General features: G+C 52.8%; 20 protein-coding genes and 1 tRNA gene. 13 read left to right on the top strand and 8 right to left on the bottom strand.

The genetic code is table 11. From position 1 onward, the window contains the following. The 6 genes from R6U41_RS02205 to R6U41_RS02180 form a co-directional block, all read right to left on the bottom strand. A partial coding sequence (locus tag R6U41_RS02205; protein ID WP_410268198.1) for a hypothetical protein occupies positions 1–649 on the bottom strand: 649 nt, incomplete at its 3' end. Positions 650–997: 348 nt separating this feature from the next. Next, positions 998–1,074: transfer RNA gene (locus R6U41_RS02200), tRNA-Pro, on the bottom strand. Between the two features lie 70 nt (positions 1,075–1,144). Then, positions 1,145–2,338, bottom strand: a complete 1,194-nt coding sequence (locus R6U41_RS02195) for a trans-sulfuration enzyme family protein (RefSeq protein ID WP_410268197.1) — start codon at positions 2,336–2,338, stop codon at positions 1,145–1,147. Positions 2,339–2,358: 20 nt separating this feature from the next. Continuing rightward, complete coding sequence (locus R6U41_RS02190) at positions 2,359–2,925, bottom strand: LemA family protein (RefSeq protein WP_410268196.1); 567 nt, start codon at positions 2,923–2,925, stop codon at positions 2,359–2,361. A 210-nt stretch (positions 2,926–3,135) separates the two neighbouring features. Then, complete coding sequence (locus R6U41_RS02185; protein ID WP_410268195.1) at positions 3,136–5,100, bottom strand: hypothetical protein; 1,965 nt, start codon at positions 5,098–5,100, stop codon at positions 3,136–3,138. Next, positions 5,087–5,443: an STAS domain-containing protein gene (locus tag R6U41_RS02180; protein ID WP_410268194.1), complete on the bottom strand. Its 357-nt coding sequence runs from the start codon at positions 5,441–5,443 to the stop codon at positions 5,087–5,089. Before R6U41_RS02180 ends, R6U41_RS02185 begins: the two co-directional genes overlap by 14 nt. Before the next feature lie 345 nt (positions 5,444–5,788). Here R6U41_RS02180 and R6U41_RS02175 point away from each other — a divergent pair, with 345 nt between their 5' ends. From R6U41_RS02175 to R6U41_RS02125, 11 genes are all read left to right on the top strand, one after another. Further along, positions 5,789–6,487 (top strand): hypothetical protein, encoded by a 699-nt coding sequence (locus R6U41_RS02175; protein ID WP_410268193.1) that lies wholly within the window; start codon positions 5,789–5,791, stop codon positions 6,485–6,487. A gap of 98 nt (positions 6,488–6,585) precedes the next feature. Next, complete coding sequence (locus R6U41_RS02170; protein WP_410268192.1) at positions 6,586–6,972, top strand: J domain-containing protein; 387 nt, start codon at positions 6,586–6,588, stop codon at positions 6,970–6,972. 49 nt (positions 6,973–7,021) lie between these two features. Continuing rightward, positions 7,022–7,714, top strand: a complete 693-nt coding sequence (locus R6U41_RS02165) for a lipid-binding SYLF domain-containing protein (RefSeq protein ID WP_410268191.1) — start codon at positions 7,022–7,024, stop codon at positions 7,712–7,714. Positions 7,715–7,999: 285 nt separating this feature from the next. Beyond that, on the top strand, positions 8,000–8,272 hold the full coding sequence (locus R6U41_RS02160) for an RNA recognition motif domain-containing protein (protein ID WP_181552281.1): 273 nt from the start codon (positions 8,000–8,002) through the stop codon (positions 8,270–8,272). A 13-nt stretch (positions 8,273–8,285) separates the two neighbouring features. Further along, a complete protein-coding gene (locus R6U41_RS02155) occupies positions 8,286–8,789 on the top strand; it encodes a hypothetical protein (RefSeq protein ID WP_410268190.1) in 504 nt (167 codons plus the stop codon). A gap of 115 nt (positions 8,790–8,904) precedes the next feature. Beyond that, positions 8,905–9,468, top strand: coding sequence for a transcription termination/antitermination NusG family protein (locus tag R6U41_RS02150; RefSeq protein WP_410268189.1), 564 nt, complete (start codon positions 8,905–8,907; stop codon positions 9,466–9,468). Between the two features lie 214 nt (positions 9,469–9,682). After that, on the top strand, positions 9,683–11,623 hold the full coding sequence (locus tag R6U41_RS02145; protein ID WP_410268188.1) for a polysaccharide biosynthesis protein: 1,941 nt from the start codon (positions 9,683–9,685) through the stop codon (positions 11,621–11,623). 33 nt (positions 11,624–11,656) lie between these two features. Continuing rightward, the gene (locus tag R6U41_RS02140) at positions 11,657–13,198 is read left to right on the top strand and encodes a hypothetical protein (protein ID WP_410268187.1); all 1,542 of its coding nucleotides are present in this window, start codon (positions 11,657–11,659) and stop codon (positions 13,196–13,198) included. A gap of 245 nt (positions 13,199–13,443) precedes the next feature. Then, positions 13,444–14,082 (top strand): B12-binding domain-containing protein, encoded by a 639-nt coding sequence (locus R6U41_RS02135; protein WP_410268186.1) that lies wholly within the window; start codon positions 13,444–13,446, stop codon positions 14,080–14,082. After that, on the top strand, positions 14,079–15,134 hold the full coding sequence (locus R6U41_RS02130; protein ID WP_410268185.1) for a uroporphyrinogen decarboxylase family protein: 1,056 nt from the start codon (positions 14,079–14,081) through the stop codon (positions 15,132–15,134). The genes R6U41_RS02135 and R6U41_RS02130 overlap by 4 nt, the downstream gene beginning before the upstream one ends. An 8-nt stretch (positions 15,135–15,142) precedes the next feature. Continuing rightward, positions 15,143–16,741 (top strand): diguanylate cyclase, encoded by a 1,599-nt coding sequence (locus R6U41_RS02125; protein ID WP_410268184.1) that lies wholly within the window; start codon positions 15,143–15,145, stop codon positions 16,739–16,741. Positions 16,742–16,775: 34 nt separating this feature from the next. Here the strand turns inward: R6U41_RS02125 and R6U41_RS02120 are convergent, their stop codons facing one another. Then, on the bottom strand, positions 16,776–17,126 hold the full coding sequence (locus tag R6U41_RS02120; protein WP_410268183.1) for a nucleotidyltransferase domain-containing protein: 351 nt from the start codon (positions 17,124–17,126) through the stop codon (positions 16,776–16,778). Between the two features lie 10 nt (positions 17,127–17,136). Beyond that, the gene (locus tag R6U41_RS02115; protein WP_410268182.1) at positions 17,137–17,550 is read right to left on the bottom strand and encodes a nucleotidyltransferase substrate binding protein; all 414 of its coding nucleotides are present in this window, start codon (positions 17,548–17,550) and stop codon (positions 17,137–17,139) included. 248 nt (positions 17,551–17,798) lie between these two features. On the opposite strand from R6U41_RS02115, the gene R6U41_RS02110 reads away from it, so the two are divergent. Both R6U41_RS02110 and R6U41_RS02105 read left to right on the top strand, forming a co-directional pair. Next, positions 17,799–18,068, top strand: a complete 270-nt coding sequence (locus tag R6U41_RS02110) for an AbrB/MazE/SpoVT family DNA-binding domain-containing protein (protein WP_410268181.1) — start codon at positions 17,799–17,801, stop codon at positions 18,066–18,068. Next, positions 18,040–18,444: a type II toxin-antitoxin system VapC family toxin gene (locus R6U41_RS02105; RefSeq protein WP_410268180.1), complete on the top strand. Its 405-nt coding sequence runs from the start codon at positions 18,040–18,042 to the stop codon at positions 18,442–18,444. The genes R6U41_RS02110 and R6U41_RS02105 overlap by 29 nt, the downstream gene beginning before the upstream one ends. The last annotated feature ends 254 nt before the right edge of the window (positions 18,445–18,698 follow it).

The following is an 18,698-nucleotide window of genomic DNA, read 5'->3' as shown; positions in this document are numbered from 1 at the left end:
CTGCGAGCTGGCTGAAGGGTGCCTGGCAATTATTTTGTTCATGCTTTCTGCTTATAATACCTGCTGTAGGGGATATGTCATTGCACAGTCCGCCTCTTTTAAGATGTCTGACTATTTTTGTCAGGGGTAGTTCTCCCTCTCCGCTTATTATAAGGTCTATTTCTGGAAAGGCCGCCAGCAGATCCCCGGCTGTATGCCCGGCAATGATTGACCCGCCTGCGATTAAAGGCAGATCAAAGCACCGGCGCCTGATCTGTCTGATAAAATAAAGGGATGCCGTCAACTGGCAAAGGCATACCGAAAAACCCGCCAGATCCAGGCTGTTCCAGTCGGTTTGCCTGATAAAACCATCTGATACGGCTTTAACCTGTTTTGTCAGGCTTAAGAAATTAAGTTCCACCCCGTCCTTGTTTTTCGGCGCCTGTTGATTGAAAAACTTTTCAATTCTGTCGTAGTGCTCGGGATAAAGCAGTGCTGCATATACGCTTTCAGCCAGCCATGCGCGCTGGGAGATCATCCGATATGCTGGATAGCCAACAGCTTCGGCCATCTGCAGAAAAAAATGGCTGCAGGAGACTTTCACTTCAGGTTCGGCGGTTTGCAGATATCCTTTTAACGCGCCGAGCTGAATCGAGGGGCGTTCAAACAAGGGCCATGGCGCTGAAATCAGAGCAATGCGACCGGTAAAATTTTTTCTCTTGTTAATATTTGACAATCTCGTAAAAAGTTATCTTTTCCGGATCTTCTCAAATTTTGTCGGTTTGTTCATAGACATGTTAATTGGTTTTCTATATGCGCTTTTTTTTCTTCAAATTCCTTGCCTTCAATGTCAGCCGGCAGACACATAAACAGGTTTTCCAAATTTGATTATAACCCGTGAAAAAAAATTTGGGTATAATGAATTTGTCTTAGCTGTTAACGGCCCATTTTTTTGTACCCAAAGCCATTTTGGCACAAAAAAAGGGCTATGGACAAACCATAACCCTTTGATTTTATTTGGTCGGGGCGGCAGGATTTGAACCTGCGACTCCTTGCACCCCATGCAAGTGCGCTTCCAGGCTGCGCTACGCCCCGACGAAAAAGACGCACCATCATTAGCACGCGGTTTTGGTCCTGTCAAGGGTTCTTGAAACCGGAAGGGAAATTATTCGGCTCCTTCAAGTGCCTGATCGATGTCATGGATGATGTCCCGGGGATCTTCTATGCCCACGGCCAGGCGGATAAGCCCGTCCTTGATGCCCAGTTCCATGCGTTCTTCCGGGGTGTGCATATAATAGCTGATGGTGGCCGGGTGCGTGATTAGCGATTCCACTCCGCCCAGGCTCGGGCCGATGCTTAAGATTTTCAGCCGGCTTAAGAAATTGAGCACGTATTCGGCATCGTCTTTGACCTCAAAGGTGACCACTGCGCCAAATCCTTTCATCTGGCGCTTTGCCACTTCATGATGGGGATGGCTGGAAAGCCCGGGGTAATAGACCCGGTTGATCTTGGAGTTGGCCTCCAGGTGCTCGGCCACCACCTGGGCGTTGCTGTTTAGCCGCTCCATGCGCAAAGGGAAGGTTTTGAGCCCGCGGATCAGCAGATACGATGAGTTGGGGTCGATCACGCCGCCGGTGATTTTGAGAAATTCCCGGATCGGATTCGTGAGTTCCCGTTTGCCCAAAAGCACACCGCTTAGCAGATCGTTGTGGCCCCCCAGATACTTGGTGGCGCTGTGGACCACCAGGTGTACCCCGTATTCCAGGGGTTTTTGGTTAAAAGGGGTGGCAAAGGTGGAGTCCGAGATCACGATGATGTCCTTTTTGCCGAAAATGTCCATGAGCCGTTCCAGGTCCATGATATTTAAATACGGATTGGTGGGCGATTCGGAAAGAAATACCTTGGTGTTGGGTTTGATGGCTTTTTCCATGGCCTCGTAGTCGCACATTTTCACCACCGTGCAGTCGATGTCATAGTTGCCCAGATACGACTTGCAGAAATCCAGGGTCCGCTTGTAGGCATCATCGGTGATAATCATGTGGTCCCCGGCCTTGAGGAGGCTGAACAGGGCCGTGGTGATCGCGCTCATGCCCGAGGAAAAAAGAATCGCATCCTCGGCCTCCTCCAGGGCCGCAAGCTTGCGCTCGGCTGCCAGCTGCGTGGGATGTCCGTATCGGCCGTATTCAAATCGTTCCATGTCGCCCTGGGCCAGTTGCCGGATTTCTTCAATATTTTTGAAGATAAACGTTGATGTCTGGACAATCGGGGTGGTCACGGACCCGTATTCGTTAAACCGGACCTCGCCTGCATGCACGGCCCGGGTGGCAATGGCGTTGTGTTCGTGTTCATGTTCATCCATTTTCGACTCCTTGACGGGTTTTATGCCATGTTAAATTCAATGTTGACGTCTTTGCGGTGTTCCGGCTCGATTTGCCACAGCTGCCTGGGCACAAGCTTCATCATGTTGGCCACAAATACGTCCGGAAACTGCTCGATCCGGATATTAAACAGATTCACGCTGTTGTTGTAAAGTTCCCGGCGGTCGGCAATCTGGTCTTCGAGCTGGGAAACCCGGCTCTGGAGCTGCCGGAAAGCCTGGTCCGCCTTGAGGTCCGGGTAGTTCTCCACAACGGCAAAAAGCGAGCGCAGGGCCTGGGAAATGGCATTGTTGGCTTCGATTACCTCCCCGCCGCTGCCGGCATTGTCTAACTGCGCCCGGGCCCGGGTGACGTTTTCCAGCACCGCCCGTTCGTGCTGCATATAACCCTCGCAGACCCGGACGAGCTTGGGCAGCTCATCGTAGCGCTGTTTGAGCAAAACGTCAATGTTGCTCCATGCCCGGTCAATGTTATGCTTCAGCCGCACAAGGCCGTTGAAGATGACAACCAGGTAAACGATCAGGGCAACAATCACCCCTAAAAGAATCAACAGGATAATGGTGGTCATGGGTTTTATCCCTTTTCAGGTTCAAGGTTCAAGGTTGATGGCGCCGTAAAAAGTCCAATATCTGCGTTACGCGCAATTTCTCAGAATTTCACGTACGGATAAGTACGCTGCATTCTTCGAAATTGCGCAAGCCTTGATCTTGGACTTTTTACGGCGCCATCTGAAATCAGACTTTTTACGGTGCCATCAAGGTTCAAGGTGCAAGGTTTGTTATCCGCTGTAAAGACGCATGAGCAGCTGCACCCCGAAACCGGCAACCGCAAGACCGCCCGGCAGCAGAAGCCAGGTGCGCAGGGCCAGTTTTCGGATGATGGCCGATTCAGAGTCCGCGATGATAAACGGCATCATGGCCAGTTTGTGTTTTTTGATCACCGGCCGCTCGCCGGGGCCTGTGCCCCCGGCCAAAGATTCGGCATACAGCCGGGTTTCCATGTCCGTGCGGGCGGCCTCCCATTCGTGTTCGTCAATTCGGCCGTCGTTGTTGGTGTCGTATTGCGCAAGGGCGTCAGGGTCAGATTTGAGCGCCCGAAGGCGGGCAATGAGCCGCTGCCTGAAGGCCGGGCCGGTGCGTTCGGTTCCGGCCGCGCCCAGCACGTAGATCCGGGCGCCTTCTGCAATCAGGGTTTCGATGATTTTTGTGCCCCTGTCCCGGAGATCCGGGGCCAGCCACATTCCCTGTCCGCCCCAAAATTCCTGGCGGCTTTTGTCCGCAAGCATGAGCGCGCCCCTGGGCCGCACCAGGATCCGGCCGGTTTCATCCTCCAAATAAAAGGGCAGGGCCCCGGAGCGGGCAATTTTTTCCACCCGCCACTTGTTTCCCTTTGAAGTGCGCACCCGGCGCAGATACGTGCACCAGTAATACACGCACTTGGTTTTGCTGTGGGGTGAGCACAGATCATAATATCGGCGGGCCCGCCCTCCGAGCTCGGCCGTGCCCATGGCCACCGAGCGCACCCTGGAGGTGGGGGTGTTTTCAACCATTCGTTTGTAGTGCAGCATCACCAGGGAATAGCAGAAAAGCCCCAGACCGGCGGTGACCAGACCCATGCCGGCAAAAGTGTTCCAGAAAACCGGGTGGTCAAAGCGCTGAAGGTTGAAAAAACACCATAAAACCGCCATCACCACAAAAACCCCGCCCATGATAAACTCGTGAGGCGCATTTGCGAAATAGCCCTTGATACCAAAAGAATCGGGCTCAGGCGGGGGTTTGGGTTTGGACTCCCGGGGTGAGGACGAATCGCTGGAAAACGAAAAATCCTGCTGATTTTCGGATGGTTGTGCCGTCTGGTCAGGCCCGGTGAACCCTGGGATGCCGGCTAAACCGGCATCATCAGCCGGTTTTTCGGTCTGGCGGAAAACGCCGGCCTGGGCTGCGGCCACCATGTAGCGGGTATAGCGGTTTAAGGCGGCCAGGATTTCTTTTTGATCGCTTTGGTAGTCGGGCACGGCCCCGGGCAGGCGGGCGGCGCCAAAGAAATGATCCGTGACTGCCGATCCGGCGCGTTTTGTGACAATGGCCATCAGGTTGCGAAAATTGACGGCTGCACTAAGGTCCATATGGTTTTGCATGCTGGGGTAGGAAAACCTTGTGTGATCCACAAACACCGCTGCAGGCGCTTCCTGGTTGATTCTGCAGATCACGGCTGCGGGAGCGGCCGCTGATATGCGTTTCAATGCCTGGTCAAAATTTCTGCCGGCTGATCCGGCCTCCGTAAAAAGACACAGGTTTGGCTTTTCCACGGCTTTTCCGGAAAGATCGGCAGCAATCAAGAGAAGATCGGTTTTTTTGTCGATTGTGAGCACCGCATTGTCCTGCCGGTCAAAAAACACAACAGCGGAATCGGTGATGCTGACCTTTCTGGCCGTTGGCAGCCGGAATCGGCGCCTCACTGCCGATTCCGGCACCTGTACCGCTGCAAGGCCCATGTGCTGCATTTGCCTGACGCAATGGCTGATTTTTTCCGGCGCCGGGTCCGGGCTCAGCCGGGTAAGGCCCCGGCCTGCAAGCCTGTAGCGCAGGTCTCCGGCGTGGATGCCCGAGATCTCCGATAATCGCCCGAGCAGATCATTGGCGTTTTCAGGCAGGTTTTCAAAGGGAAAAAAAAACAGAATAGGGTGGCCTGGATCGGCATTTTTGCGGTTTTCCGGGCTGGTTTTCGGATCAGGTATTGGCATCGGAGTTGCGATCAAAGGCTTCAAGGGCGGTTTTCCGGTTTTCATGGATTCCAACCAGTGTGTCGAGGCGCACCAGTTTAAACAATTGATACAGGTTGGGCTTCACCGAGAAAAGTCTCAGTTCGCCGCTGTTGTGATGAATGGTGCGAAGGCAGGAAAGCATTGCCCCCACCCCGGAGCTGTCCATGAATTTTACCTTGCCCATGTCTATGGCCACTTTCCGGTGTTTTTCCACCAGGGGCAGCAGCTCTGCCTTGAGCTCAAGGGCATTGCCGGCGTCAACTGCGCTGTCCAGCACTTTGACCACCAGCAAATCATTGATGGTTTCACTTTTAAGCCGCATGGATAAACACGTCCTGTAGGCAGCAGGTATGGTTTCCTTTTCGGTTTTTCAAACAATCCGGGTCTGGCCGATCTTGTTTATATCATACTTCATATGCGATGCAAAAGGGGCAATGTCAATGATGTTCTTGCATGCCAACGGATTTATGGATATGATTGCGCAAACCAAGGAAGATGGCACCGTAAAAAGTCTGATTTTAGATGGCGCCGTAAAAAGTTCAAGATCAAGGCTTGCGCAATTTCGAAGAATGCAGCGTACTTATCCGTACGTGAAATTCTGAGAAATTGCGCGTAACGCAGATATTGGACTTTTTACGGCGCCATCAAGGAGAGGAAGCCTCAATATATGCTCCAGCAAATTACTTCCTGTGATGAAACCCAGTGTTTTGTCGTGGCCGAACATTTTTTGGATTTTTTTTCAGATGATCCGGAGGTTAACAAATTTGACCGGGTGATCCTGGACGTGTCCCGGGTCTATGACACTGCCATCCTGGTGGGAGCCATGGCGGCGTCCAAGTACATTCAGCCGCCGGTGCAACCCCGGGTGACATTTGATGTGGACGTGCTGCTGGAGGAAGCTGATTTTGAGGCATTTCTCGAAGATGACATTGCTTCGGAAAAATCGGCCGTGCTTGATCAATGCTTTGAAACCTCCGATTCTCCGGGCCACAGCCTGCGTCACCGAAAAACCAGGCTTTACGTGGATTTTCTGTCTGCTGAAAGCCGCCCGGTTTCCGGAAAGCTCATGCGCTGGATTCTTGAAAACCGGGAGCAATCCACCAACATCCTCAGTTTTGGGGGCCGGGGCATCAGTATTTTAAAGCCTGAGTACATCATTGCCATGAAGCTGCACCGCTACGCCAAGGATCCCCGGTCTGAAAAGGGCCTTTCAGATCGCCTTGACATTGTTAAAATGTTGAAAACCCATCACGGCTACCCCCACGTCATTGACACGGAAAAGATCCCAAGCTTGCTCAGGCGCCGGGAGATTCCGCATTTCGAGGAAATGATGGCGGACGTGGAGCAGGAAATGCGGGCTGCATAAAAATTGACGAACCGGTTTGGATTGTTTATATTTTTTATAAATTTTCGATAATCCCATAAAAGGAAAATTTTACAGGGTGCATCAGGAGGGCATGGATTATGGCAAGGAGTTATTACGCCATTCTCGGCATCCCTGCCGATGCCAGCCATGAAGAGGTCAAGACTGCCTACCGCCGCCTGGCCAAGCAGTATCACCCCGATCACGCCGGCGGCGACAGCCGGAAATTTAGAGATATCCAGGAAGCCTACTCGGTGCTGGCCGATTCAGCAAAGCGCAGGGAGTATGAGCGGCATCGGCAGACCGGAAGGGTCCGGGTGCGCACGGCTTCATCCCAAAGACCCGGACCTGCACGCTTTGATGCCGAACCGCTGATACCGGAGCGCGGACCACGGCATGCCCCCAACCCGGGAAAAAGCAGGATGTACCGCACTTTTCAACCCGCCGGGGACGATTTGTTTGAATGGATTTTGCGAAATTTTTTCTAAAGCTCGGCAGCCGTTGCTGCCGTTTTATTGAAAACAAAGGAGAAATCAGATGAAACAGGTATTGACGGGATATGTATGCTGGATCATGGCGGCTGCGGCCGTGTGTGTGCTGATCGTCGGAAGCACGGCCGAGGCAGGCAACAGCCGGGAGCTGAAAATTATTCAAAACAGCATTGAGGTTCTTGAAGATCTTCGTGCCATTCCGGAAAACAGGATTCCGCCGGCCCTTCTCAACGAGGCCGAGGCAATTGCCGTAATTCCCAGCGTCTACAAGCTCGGTTTCATAATCGGCGGCCGCTACGGTAGCGGTGTGGTTGCGGTGCGCGATGATGCGGGCAACTGGAAAAATCCCTTTTTCATCAAACTTTACGGAGGAAGCATTGGCTGGCAGATCGGGGCCCAGGCCACGGATTTGGTTCTGGTGTTTAAAAGCCGCAAGGCCGTTGATCAGATCAAAAACGGGCGGTTTACAGTGGGCGCGGACGCTTCCGTGGCGGCCGGACCCGTGGGCCGGCAGGCAGGTGCGGCAACGGACGTGACCTTGAAATCCGAGATTTATTCCTACAGCCGGAGCCGGGGGGCGTTTGCAGGCCTGTCCCTGGAAGGGGCCGCACTCCAGGTGGACCACTCGGCCACTTGGAATCTGTATGAGGAAACCGTGGACCGCATTGATGCGCTCCGGGAAGTCCCGGAGCCGGCCCGGTTGTATAAGGATGTGCTGGAAAAGCATGTCGCCGGATAGTTTCCGGCTTTGAAGAACGGGATTGTCCGGCAGGGGTGTATTTGTCCTGCCGGGATGTCCATGGTTTTAAACATTGACAGAAACGTTGATTTCTGTCATACATATAATGTTGTGGTAAAGAGCACTTTTGCGGCGGGTCCTTGTGATTTTTTCAGGCCCGCCTTTGCTGTTTGCTTGCCCTTCAAGGACCGGGCCCGATCCGACGCTTTTCCGCTGATTGTGTGGCGGATTAACGGAAACCGCGCCATTGCCATAAATGCCACCCAAGCAGAGGAGAATCCTTATATGAATATGTACATCGGCAACCTTGCCTATAATGTGACCGAAGAAGACTTAAAAGGCGCTTTTGCCGAATTCGGCACCATTGAAAGTGTCAATGTTGTAAAAGACCGATTTTCAGGCCAGTCCAAGGGATTTGGTTTTGTGGACATGCCGGACAATTCAGAGGCGGACCGCGCCATCAAGGCGCTAAACGGTATCCAGATCAAGGGCCGTTCCATCAAGATCAGCCAGTCCAACCAGAAAACCCGCGGCCGCAAAAAACAGCGCCGCAGATAGTGAGCGTCCGCCCATGCCGGTTCCGGCCTTTGCCCCTGCATCCCTGTTTATGCGTCAGAACCTGCCGCGCCTGCTGGCCCGTTACCGAATCCGGTGGGCGGCAGAGGGCGACTGCATGGCATATTTCGTTGTCAGCCGATCCAGCGGCAGGGAAATCTCCCGGGACCTGATGATTTCCCTGAACCGCTTTTCCCGGCGAATTGAAATCATCCGGTTTTACCCGCAGTTTTACACCCGGCCGGACACCAAATTTTTTTCCGCCGCCAGCCTTTATCTGATGATTCATCATTTTGCGCAGTTTTTCAGGATTGCCGCACCACATCAGGTTTTTGTCCGCACGCGGCCGGAGGTCTACGCCCAATTTTACCGATCCCTCCTGGATTTCAATTTTCATCCCGTCTTTGAGATGGCCGGCACCATCGATTTGGTTGCTGATTACGTCAGATCCGATATTGACACCTCCATGGTGGCGTCAGTGCCTTCTGCAGACCAGCATGCTGCATTCAAGGTCGCCTGAACCCGCGGACGCCGGAGCAGAATATTTTTTTTTCGCCGGTCACCCGAGCCTTGACGCGTTATGGAATCATGGTATGTAATCATGCCATTTATCTGGATTAAGAAAGGTTTGCAGCATGACCCTGTCACCGGAGAAAAACCCGAGCCCGATTTTTCCGGAGGATTTGCTTGAAAATGCGGATGCGTTGCCGGCAGATTCCATCAGCTGGCGCATCGCCCATGTGAAAAGCCGCAGGGAAAAAGCCCTGGCCGGCTACTTGGCCGATCGCGGCATCGGTTATTTTCTGCCCATGGTCCGGCGCCGGCAGTCTTCGGCCAAACGGGTCCGTTACAGCCTGTTGCCTTTGTTTCCGGGTTATTTGTTTTTCAAGGCAGATGATCCCGGCCGGTACACAGCCCTTCGCTCCAATCAGATCGCCCGGGTTATTGATGTTTCAGACCCGGTTACCCTGGTGCGTGAGCTTCGCGGTATCCACCAGGCCCTTTGCTTGGGGCTTCCGGTTTTTCCGGCGGATTTTCTGCATCCGGGCAGGCGCGTGCGTGTCACCAGGGGCCCGTTAAAGGATGTTGAAGGCGTGGTGGTTCGCACGGACAAACACTTTCGCCTGGTGCTTTCGGTCTCCAGTATCATGCAGTCTGTATCGGTTGAGCTGGATTCAGACATGGTTGAGCCGGTTTAGGACGGCTGGGTGGCAAACCTTGATTATTGGCTTTAATTTAAGTTGATGGCAGCATTAAAGACCCGTTTTTTTCCCCTGTGTCAGGAAGGCAAGAATCAGGGTTTGAGGCCAGCTTGCCGGTCTTGCTTTACCTCTGTGGCTGTGGTATTTATCTCGCTTGATGAAACAGGCTTTGCACCCACTTTAAAACAAATCTGCCAACTGGACCGCACAATTGAAAATCCGAGTTTCCAAAAACTTTTTTATCATTCTCTGCCTTGATATTTTATTGCTGATGGCCGCCCATTATGGCGCCTACCTTGTGCGTTTTGACTTCAGCGTTTCAAGCCGGGAATTTGTGCCGTTTTTTACTCTTCTGCCCTACGTGCTGATCATAAAGGTTGCCGCGTTTTATTATTTTGATCTTTACAGCGGCATGTGGCGATATACCAGCTTAAATGATCTTTTCAACGTCATCAAGGCTTCCACTGCCGCCAGTGTTGCCCTGATCTTGTTTGTGCTGGCCAGATACCGCTTTGAAGGCTTTTCCAGGTCGATTTTTTTGATTGATTATTGCTTTACTTTGATTGCCATTGCCGGGGTTCGCGTGGCCGCCAGGGTGCTTTTTGAGCAGTCGGCGCGCAGGTCCGGGACAAAGGCGCTGTTTCAAAATCTGGTCAGGGTCTTGAGAGAAAAAAAGAGTGCGCCGCACAGAATTCTGATCATTGGTGCGGGCGACTGCGGGGAAAAAATCCTGCGCGAAATCAAGGACAACGCCTCGATTCGATACGAGGTGATGGGCTTTCTCGATGATGATCCGGGAAAAAAGGGCAGAAAGATTCACGGGGTGCCGGTTGTGGACAAGATCACCCGCCTTCCCAGGGCTGTGGACCGGCTTGGTGTCTCTGATGTGGTCATTGCCATTCCCTCGGCGGACGCGGCAAAAATCCGTTCCATTGTGGAGCTGTGCAAGTACTGCAACATTAAATTCAAAACCGTGCCGGGCATGGGCGAGCTCATCGACGGCCGGGTCACGGTCAATGCCATCCGGGATGTGGAGTTCCGGGACCTGCTCGGCAGAAATCCCGTTGAGCTGGATCAGGAACAAATCGGGGCGTTTTTAAAGGGCAAGACCGTTTTCGTCTCCGGAGCTGGCGGTTCCATCGGCAGGGGGCTGTGCCGGCAGATCTGCAGGTTTGCGCCGTCAAAGATTATTCTTTTTGAATGGGCGGAAAGCCCGTTGTATGAAATCGACCTGGAATTGTGCCGCAATTATCCCAATGTCTCCGTGATTGCCCATCTTGGCGATGTCCAGCACGTCAAGGAAATAGAAAGCGTATTTGACCGGTTTTCCCCGGAGATTGTTTTTCACGCCGCCGCCTACAAGCATGTGCCCATGCTGGAGGCCCATCCGTGGAAGGCCGTGGAAAACAATATCATGGGCACTGAAAACATGGTGGATGTGGCAGACCGCTATGGATGCGAAAAATTTGTTTTCGTCTCCACGGACAAGGCCGTGAACCCGGCCAATATCATGGGGGCCAGCAAGCGGGTCTCTGAGATGATCGTGCAGCACAAAAGCATGGCCGGAAATTCGGCCACCCGGTTTGTCACGGTCCGGTTCGGCAACGTGATCGGCAGCGCCGGCAGCGTGATCCCTTTGTTTAAAAAACAGATCAAAAACGGCGGGCCGGTCACTGTGACCCATCCGGAGGTGGTCCGCTATTTCATGCTCATCCCCGAGGCCTGCCAGTTGATTCTCCAGGCCGGGGCCATGGGCAAGGGTGGTGAGATTTTTATCCTGGAAATGGGCGCGCCGGTTAAAATCGCCGAAATGGCAAGGGATTTGATCCGATTCTCCGGCTTTGAGCCGGATGTGGACATCAAGATCGAATATGTGGGCTTAAGGCCGGGCGAAAAGCTCTACGAAGAGCTCATGACCGATCATGAAAACGTGGTGGCAACGGATCATGCCAAGATCATGGTTTTAAACTGCGCCAGTGTGGATGTGGAAATCCTGGACCCGCATTTTGCCATGTTAAAGCAGGCGGCCAGGCAGAGAAACCAGACCGCCATCCGCCAATACCTGAAGTCCATTCTCCCCGAGTACAGCTGCTCCGGGCAGGAGACCATGTTTTCGGCTGAACCAGAAAAATCCCAGGCAATGCAGCAGTAAACGGCAATTTGCCAAAAAATTTGAGGTTTTTAAATGGATGAAGAAAAACAGGCAGGAAGTCAATACCATCAGGGGCATATGCCGCCGTATAACGGCTATGGGCCGGCGGAAGATGAAATTAGCCTGATAGACCTGTGGCTTGTCCTTGTTCGCCACAGATGGGTGATTTTCTGGGTTACAGTCCTTTGTATACTTGCCGGTGTTGGTGTTTGGGCCACAAAGTCGATGCAGGAGCGTTATATTACCAGCATTGAAATAGGAGAAATTGTAACAGATGAAGGAGAGATGGAGCGGCTGGAACCCCGTGAAGCAGTAAAGGCCCGGCTAAGCAATTCCGTTCTTCCACGCGTTCGCAACGAAATCGCTGAAAAATTTGAAGTAAACGTTTCTCAGCTGCCCAAAATTAAGATTTCCGTGCCGGATGGAGAAGGAACCGGAGATTTCGTATTTCTGGAAACAACCGCGAGTCCAGGGCAGAAGGAAATTGTGGACAGTTTGCATCAGAGCATCATAAAAAGGCTTTCAGAAGTGCATGAGGAAACTTTTGATTTTTATCAAAAGCGGTTTTCCATCAACCTTGCAGAAATGCGCCTGGACTTGCAGGAGTTAAAGGATGAAAGTCGCTTTCAGCTTGACGCAATAAACAAAAAAGCCGAATTGGCCAACACCCAAGCTGAACTGGAAGAAAAAAAAGAGGCGTTTCCGCTCAGGCAGCAGGAACTTAAAGACGATTTGGAAGACCAGAGGGATGCCCTGGAGGCGGCAAAGGATAATTTCAAAATTAAAAAACAGGATGTTGAATATAGAATCCGGAGAAACACCGATAGGGTGTCCTGGCTTGAAAATCAAAGACAAAGGATTAAAGAACGGCTGGATCGGCTTACTGTCGAAGCCCGGTTGCTTGAACAACAAATAAACGACCTGCGCAGTTGGCAGGATAACGCAATGGCGAATCAGAAGAGTTTGTTCGAAGGTGCAAAAAATGATCCCACTCTGGCACTGGCTGCGTTGCTTCTTGGGAATCATTCTGAAAAAGCCAGAAAACAATTGGTTGATATTCAGCATCAGCTTTCCCTGGGCATTCCCGAAAAACGCTCCAGGCTGGAAGCAGAACTTGAAGAAAATCATTTAGAGATCCTTGAGGGAGAAGAAACCATAGAGCAATTAAAGGCCGATCTGGCTACCCTGAAAAATGAGCATGCAAGAGAAGTCAGGGAGAAGGAACGGGAGATTGAAAGGCTGAAGGATAGGATTGAAAAACAAATATCAGACCATGAGCGGGAAACAGAAGATCTCAATCGTATCATTGAAAAATTGGAAGTGGAGTTAAAACAGCTTCAAACTGATTACCAAAGATCCATTGAGCGTAAGCAAAGAGAAATCGATCTTTTTCAGATCAATGAAGATCGCATGAATAAAACAAGTGCTGCCAATGTAGCCGTGCCAGCTGAAACCATAGGCCGGGGCGGCATGACAATCGGTGCTTTGTCTTTGGTGCTGGGCCTCATGCTCGGAATTTTCGCGGCGTTTTTTGCCGAGTTTCTTGCGCAGGTAAAACAAGCGCTAAAAAAGTGAGAAAAGCGGGCAAACCCGGCAAACCGGGTTTGCCCGCTCTGACGCTCATTAAATGCCAAGGGCAGGGACGGGGGTGATCCCGTGCAAGAATGCCGGTCTAACCCTGTTGTAGCCCCTTTGCAGAGCATGCCCCCTCCCACCTTGTTTTGTGCCCCTAAACCTTTTTGTTCTTCCGGCCGAATAGCGAAAAGAACAGTCAAGACAACAATCAAGGCATGCTCCCGGCAGGCGGGGCACGATGCCCATTGGAATACAGAGCTATGATAGCGCCATTGAAAAACGCCCTGCTGGCAACTGACCGCGACCAGGCCAGGGCTCTTGCTGCAGCCGCGGTGGATGCAGCGGGTGCGGAGACGGCCGTGGAGTCTGTCATTGTCCCGGCTCTTGAGCAAATCGGCCAGGGCTGGCAGAGCGGAGAGGTGTCCTTGTCCCAGGTTTATATGAGCGGGCGCATTTGCGAAGAGTTGATTAATGATCTTTTCGTGGTTGAACAGCCCCCGGTCCGGACCCATCCGCACATGGCCATTGCCGTGCTTGAAGATTTTCACATGCTTGGAAAACGACTTGTGCTTTCCTCATTGAAAGCCCGGGGCTATACCCTTCTGGATTACGGGCATGCAGAAGCTCAGGAGCTGGTGAATCTGGTGGAAAAAGACGGCATTGAAATTCTTCTCATCTCTGTTTTGATGCTGCCCTCCGCCCTTAAGGTCCAAGAAGTCGCCCGGATGCTGGAACAAAGGGGGTTGCATCCCAAAATCATTGTTGGCGGAGCGCCTTTTCGGCTCGATACCGGGCTTGTCCGTGAAGTGGGTGCACATGGCACCGCAGATCAGGCCTCGGGTGCGGCTGAAGTGATCGCAGGGCTTATGCGGGAGGGGCCATGAAACAGCACAAGGAAACAAAGGAAGCCATGACGCCTGCACAGCGGGTCAGCGCTGCCCTGCAATGCCAAGAGCCCGACAGGGTGCCTTTTTTTCTGCTTTTGACCATGCACGGGGCAAGGGAGCTTGGCCTTTCCATTGGCGAATATTTTTCCTCAGCCGGCCATGTCATTGAGGGCCAGCTCCGGATGCGGGACAGATACAACCACGACTGCTTCTATCCCTTTTTCTATGGCGCGGCGGAAATCGAGGCCTGGGGCGGGGAGGTGATTTTCTCGGAAAACGGCCCGCCCAACGCCGGCCGCCCGGTTATCGCCGATCCGGAGGCCATTGCGGACATGATGCCGCCCGGGGTAGAAAGCGCACCGGTGCTCAGCCGTATCCTTGAGGCCACGGCCGGGCTCAGGGCAGCGGCCGGAGATGACGTGCCGGTCATTGGCGTGGTGATCTCTCCGTTTTCCCTGCCCATTATGCAGATGGGATTTGAGCCGTACCTGATTTTACTCCACGAACAGCCGGAACGGTTCCGGCAGCTGATGGCTGTAAACGAGCAGTTCTGTCTTCAGTGGGCGCGGGCGCAGCTCCAGGCCGGGGCCACGGCCATCTGTTATTTTGATCCAATGTCTTCGCCCACGATTCTTCCCAGACAGATGTATCTGGAAACAGGATTTGCCATTGCCCGGCGCATGATTTCCGCCATTGATGCGCCGGTGGCCGCGCACACCGCCTCTGGCCGAGTGCTGCCAATTATTGACGATCTTTTTGCCGCCGGTGCAGATGCTGTATGCCCCGCCTCAGAAGAAGATCTGGCCGATATCCAGGCTGTCTGCGGCGGCCGCATGGGCGTGATCGGCAACTTAAACGGCGTGGCCATGCGGCGCTGGAGCCCGCAGGATGCCGAAGACCACGTTCGGAAAACCATTTCCCGGGGCGGTGCCGGCGGCGGGCTGATCCTGGCCGACAATCACGGCGAAATTCCTTTCCAGGTGCCGGAGTCCGTGTTAGAAGCCATCTCCCGGGCCGTTCATACCCATGGTCGGTACCCTTTGAGATAGGAGCAACGATGGACGCAAAAGAGCCAAGGGAATTTATGCCTGTTGTGGTGCTCGTTTGTGAGCATTTTATCAACGAGGCCCGGGCGGCTGTTTCTGAATTGGAGCTTTGCGGAGTGGCCTGCGCGTCATTTCCTGCCAGGTGCGGCCGGCCGCCGGTTACTGTGGAAGAACTCAGGCAGGCGGCTGCGCAAGCTGCCCCGGGTCCGGATGCCCGCACAGTGGTTTTCGGCGGCTGCTGTATAGATGGGATTGAATCCTTTTTAACCGATGCCGAAGGTGTTTCCATCTGTTCCACGCCCCAGTGCTTTGAGGTGGTGGCAAGCAAAAGCTTTGTGGAAAAACTCATGGCAGAGGGCGCTTTTTTGGTCACTCCGGGCTGGCTGACGCAGTGGCGGCAATGGATTGATCAGGCCGGCTTTGACCGGCCGACGGCAAGGCAGTATTTTGCAGAATCCATGAAACGCATTGTTTTGCTGGATACGGGAATCGATTCAACGGCTGCGCAAAACCTTGAGGCTTTTGCCGCGTTTGTGGATCTGCCGGCCCTGCAGATCCCCGTGGGCCTGGACATGTTTAAAGTCATTGTCCACCGCCGGGTTCTTATGGAGCGTCAGACGGCCGCCGGCCGCCGCGCACAACAGAACCGGCAGCAGCACCAGCAGGAGCAGGCCGATTTTGCCATGACCCTTGACCTGCTCAGCCAACTTCCCGGGGCAGTCACGGAAAAACAAGCCTTTGCCAGCACCGCCTCGGTATTTACCATGTTTTTTGCGCCGGGCGCCATTGTGTATGCGGAAAAAGAAAACCACATGGAACCCAGGGCCTTGTGTTTGCAAAGGGATGGTTCGGCTGTTGATGCTTCCGGTCAGGCGCCCCGGATTATGCAACTGATAGAAACATCCCGCCTCACCCGGGGCCGGGATCACCTGACCCTGCGTATGGCATCCCGGCCGGGATGCATCCGGGGCCTGGAGGTCCAGAGCGTGGCCTTCCCCCAATACCTGGACCGATATGCGCACATCGCTCAGGCCGTGGGTGATGTCTGCGGTCTGGCCATTGACAATGCCAGAAGCCATGAAAATCTGGTGGAAAATCAGAAGCGTCTGCATCTCATGGCCACCATAGACAGCCTTACAGGGGTTGCCAACCGGGCCTATTTCATGGAAAAAGCCGGGGAGGAAATCACCCGGGCCAGACGATACAATACCGGCTTTGCCCTGGTGATCATGGACGTGGATTATTTCAAGCAGATCAATGACAACCTGGGCCATCCGGCCGGAGACACGGTGTTAAAAGCCATTGCCGCTATTTGCCGGGCGGAATTGCGCGACAGCGATTTTTTCGGCCGTGTGGGGGGAGAGGAATTTGCGGCCATCCTTTGCGACGCCGGTCTTGAGCAGGCTATTACCGCTGCAGAAAGAATGCGCCAAAGCATTGCATCCCATGAGTTTAAAACAGATGGAGAAACGCTCAGATGCACAGCCAGCTTCGGCCTAACCGCCTGGACTGGCCCGGAAGACGACCTGACCCAAATGTTTAAGCGCGCTGACACCGCCCTCTACCAAGCCAAAAACCAGGGCCGCAACCGGGTCGAGACCGGGGTTTGACCCCCGGCATTGCCGTCGTTTTGACATTTTTCATTCATTTTTTGCCCCCGGTCGTTGAATGGCTGCCCGCCTGGCCTCTTTGATACAGGATTTTTCCGACCCTTTGAATGTGGCGGCTCAGATCGGGGTTGTCTATCCGGTGGTAGATGCAGATGTCAAATGTATAGGGCAAAGGCAAATCGTCGAGCTCAAGCTGGATTTGATTGAGTTGCTCCAGGTTGAGGCTGTCGCCCTTTAAGGCAATGTCCACATCAGAGCCCGGGTTGTGGGTTCCCTTTGCCCGGGAGCCGAAAAGAATGGCTTCTTTGACTTGCGGATGTTTTTTTAATATATCGGCAATGTTTTCAAGCACCGAGGCTTTCAGACCGAAAGGGTTTTTTTCCACTGCAAGCCTTTTATCGTTCGAGAAGGGTTGCCATCTTTTTTTCAAGGGCGGTGAACAAATCATAATAGCGGTTTAAAATGGCGTCTACCACTTCCCTTGCAGTCTCTTCATTGTATGTATGAGATGTTTTTGTCCGGCTGATATATGCGTCCATCCATGCTTCCCCGTCTTTGATTAATCCCGCTCTGAAGGCTTTTTTGATCGCATCCCTGGATCCGAAGATATCGGTCTGTCCCTGGTATTCAAGAAAATCCTTCAAAACCAGCCATGCCAGCTCATAGGTGTATTCAAAAGCCTGGATGGCGCCCTGCTCCTCCAGTTCTGACAAATCTCCTTTGTCCACAAACTTCCGCAACTGGGAAAGGGCTTTTCGAAAATTGGCAAACCGCTGGTGCCACCGTATATCGTTGTCAATTGGATTCATTTGAAGCAATTCCCATCATCAGTTCATTTGCCGTTTGTATGATATATTCTCTGCGCATGGATGGTTTTTTATATTTTTTTGATTTGCGGCAGTTGTATTTAAAATATCAGGCAATATGCCGAAACTTCAAGTAGAATTTTACGGGGCAAAAGAAAGTTAAGGTTTGCCCCCCAGCATTGTCGCCGGTTTGACATTTCTTAGATAAAGTTATACTGTAATAAATAAAATGTATAACATATGGAGGCCCTATGGCGTCAGCATACACAAAAACAGTAACTGTTTCTTCCAAGGGATGGGTGGTGATCCCTGCGCCAATTCGCAAAAAAATCAGCCTCAAGCCAGGGATGAAAGTGACTGTTCAAGAAGTTGAGGGAAAGATCATTCTTGAACCGCAGGCCGATGACATCGTGGAGAGCCTTTTTGGCAAGCTGGCCGGGAAATCCTCCCTGACCAGGGCATTGCTGGAAGACAGGGCCGAGGAAATAGAGCGTGAAAAAAAAGAAATTTATTCTCGATAGCTACGCTCTGCTGGCGTTTTTTCAGGCCGAACAGGGCGGCGAAGTGGTGCGCGATATTTTCAAAAAAGCGCAAGCCGGGGAGGCTGTGCCCCTGCTTTCGGTGATCAACCTGGGCGAAATCTATTATATCGTGTCCCGCAAGCTGGGAATGGAAACTGGGCAGGCAGTGCTTGAAGACATTTCAAAACTGCCGGTGGACCTTATAGAGGCAGGCACGGCTCGTGTCCTTGCAGCTGCAGAAATAAAAGCGCAGCATCCGCTGTCCTATGCAGACGCTTTTGCAGTGGCCGCTGCAATGGAATTTTCCGCCACCATTGTTACCGGAGATCCGGAATTCAAGGCAGTGGAATCTTATTCTTCAGTTCTCTGGCTTTGAGAGGGAATTCCGGAATTCCGGGGACACAATACCGAATCTTTGGTTTCGGCCCCGGCTTTTGCGGCCTGACTTTTCGGCCTGTCATCTTTTCCACGGAATCCGGAAAGTCCTGGTTTCCCAGTGGGCGACCGGTTTTGCCGTGTGTTTTGATCTTTTTTTGATCGCCTTCCGGCAGTCCCGATGTCAGGAGCCGATCCCAGTATGCAACCATGTTGAGAAGGGGCTTTGCTTTAACCAACTCATCATCTACTGCA

This window comes from Desulfosalsimonas sp., assembly GCF_046483245.1.
GTDB lineage: Bacteria > Desulfobacterota > Desulfobacteria > Desulfobacterales > Desulfosalsimonadaceae > Desulfosalsimonas.
Note: the sequence above shows the minus strand (reverse complement) of the source record. Positions and strands in the feature narration are given on the sequence as shown.

What these genes read in the sequence shown, in the direction of transcription:
- R6U41_RS02190 (WP_410268196.1), bottom strand. Translation starts at nt 2,925, where the DNA reads ATGACCACCATTATCCTGTTGATTCTTTTAGGGGTGATTGTTGCCCTG.
- R6U41_RS02125 (WP_410268184.1), top strand. Translation starts at nt 15,143, where the DNA reads ATGGACGCAAAAGAGCCAAGGGAATTTATGCCTGTTGTGGTGCTCGTT.
- R6U41_RS02165 (WP_410268191.1), top strand. Translation starts at nt 7,022, where the DNA reads ATGAAACAGGTATTGACGGGATATGTATGCTGGATCATGGCGGCTGCG.
- R6U41_RS02180 (WP_410268194.1), bottom strand. Translation starts at nt 5,443, where the DNA reads ATGCGGCTTAAAAGTGAAACCATCAATGATTTGCTGGTGGTCAAAGTG.
- R6U41_RS02115 (WP_410268182.1), bottom strand. Translation starts at nt 17,550, where the DNA reads ATGAATCCAATTGACAACGATATACGGTGGCACCAGCGGTTTGCCAAT.
- R6U41_RS02175 (WP_410268193.1), top strand. Translation starts at nt 5,789, where the DNA reads ATGCTCCAGCAAATTACTTCCTGTGATGAAACCCAGTGTTTTGTCGTG.
- R6U41_RS02140 (WP_410268187.1), top strand. Translation starts at nt 11,657, where the DNA reads ATGGATGAAGAAAAACAGGCAGGAAGTCAATACCATCAGGGGCATATG.
- R6U41_RS02130 (WP_410268185.1), top strand. Translation starts at nt 14,079, where the DNA reads ATGAAACAGCACAAGGAAACAAAGGAAGCCATGACGCCTGCACAGCGG.
- R6U41_RS02195 (WP_410268197.1), bottom strand. Translation starts at nt 2,338, where the DNA reads ATGGATGAACATGAACACGAACACAACGCCATTGCCACCCGGGCCGTG.
- R6U41_RS02170 (WP_410268192.1), top strand. Translation starts at nt 6,586, where the DNA reads ATGGCAAGGAGTTATTACGCCATTCTCGGCATCCCTGCCGATGCCAGC.
- R6U41_RS02155 (WP_410268190.1), top strand. Translation starts at nt 8,286, where the DNA reads ATGCCGGTTCCGGCCTTTGCCCCTGCATCCCTGTTTATGCGTCAGAAC.
- R6U41_RS02110 (WP_410268181.1), top strand. Translation starts at nt 17,799, where the DNA reads ATGGCGTCAGCATACACAAAAACAGTAACTGTTTCTTCCAAGGGATGG.
- R6U41_RS02185 (WP_410268195.1), bottom strand. Translation starts at nt 5,100, where the DNA reads ATGCCAATACCTGATCCGAAAACCAGCCCGGAAAACCGCAAAAATGCC.
- R6U41_RS02150 (WP_410268189.1), top strand. Translation starts at nt 8,905, where the DNA reads ATGACCCTGTCACCGGAGAAAAACCCGAGCCCGATTTTTCCGGAGGAT.
- R6U41_RS02160 (WP_181552281.1), top strand. Translation starts at nt 8,000, where the DNA reads ATGAATATGTACATCGGCAACCTTGCCTATAATGTGACCGAAGAAGAC.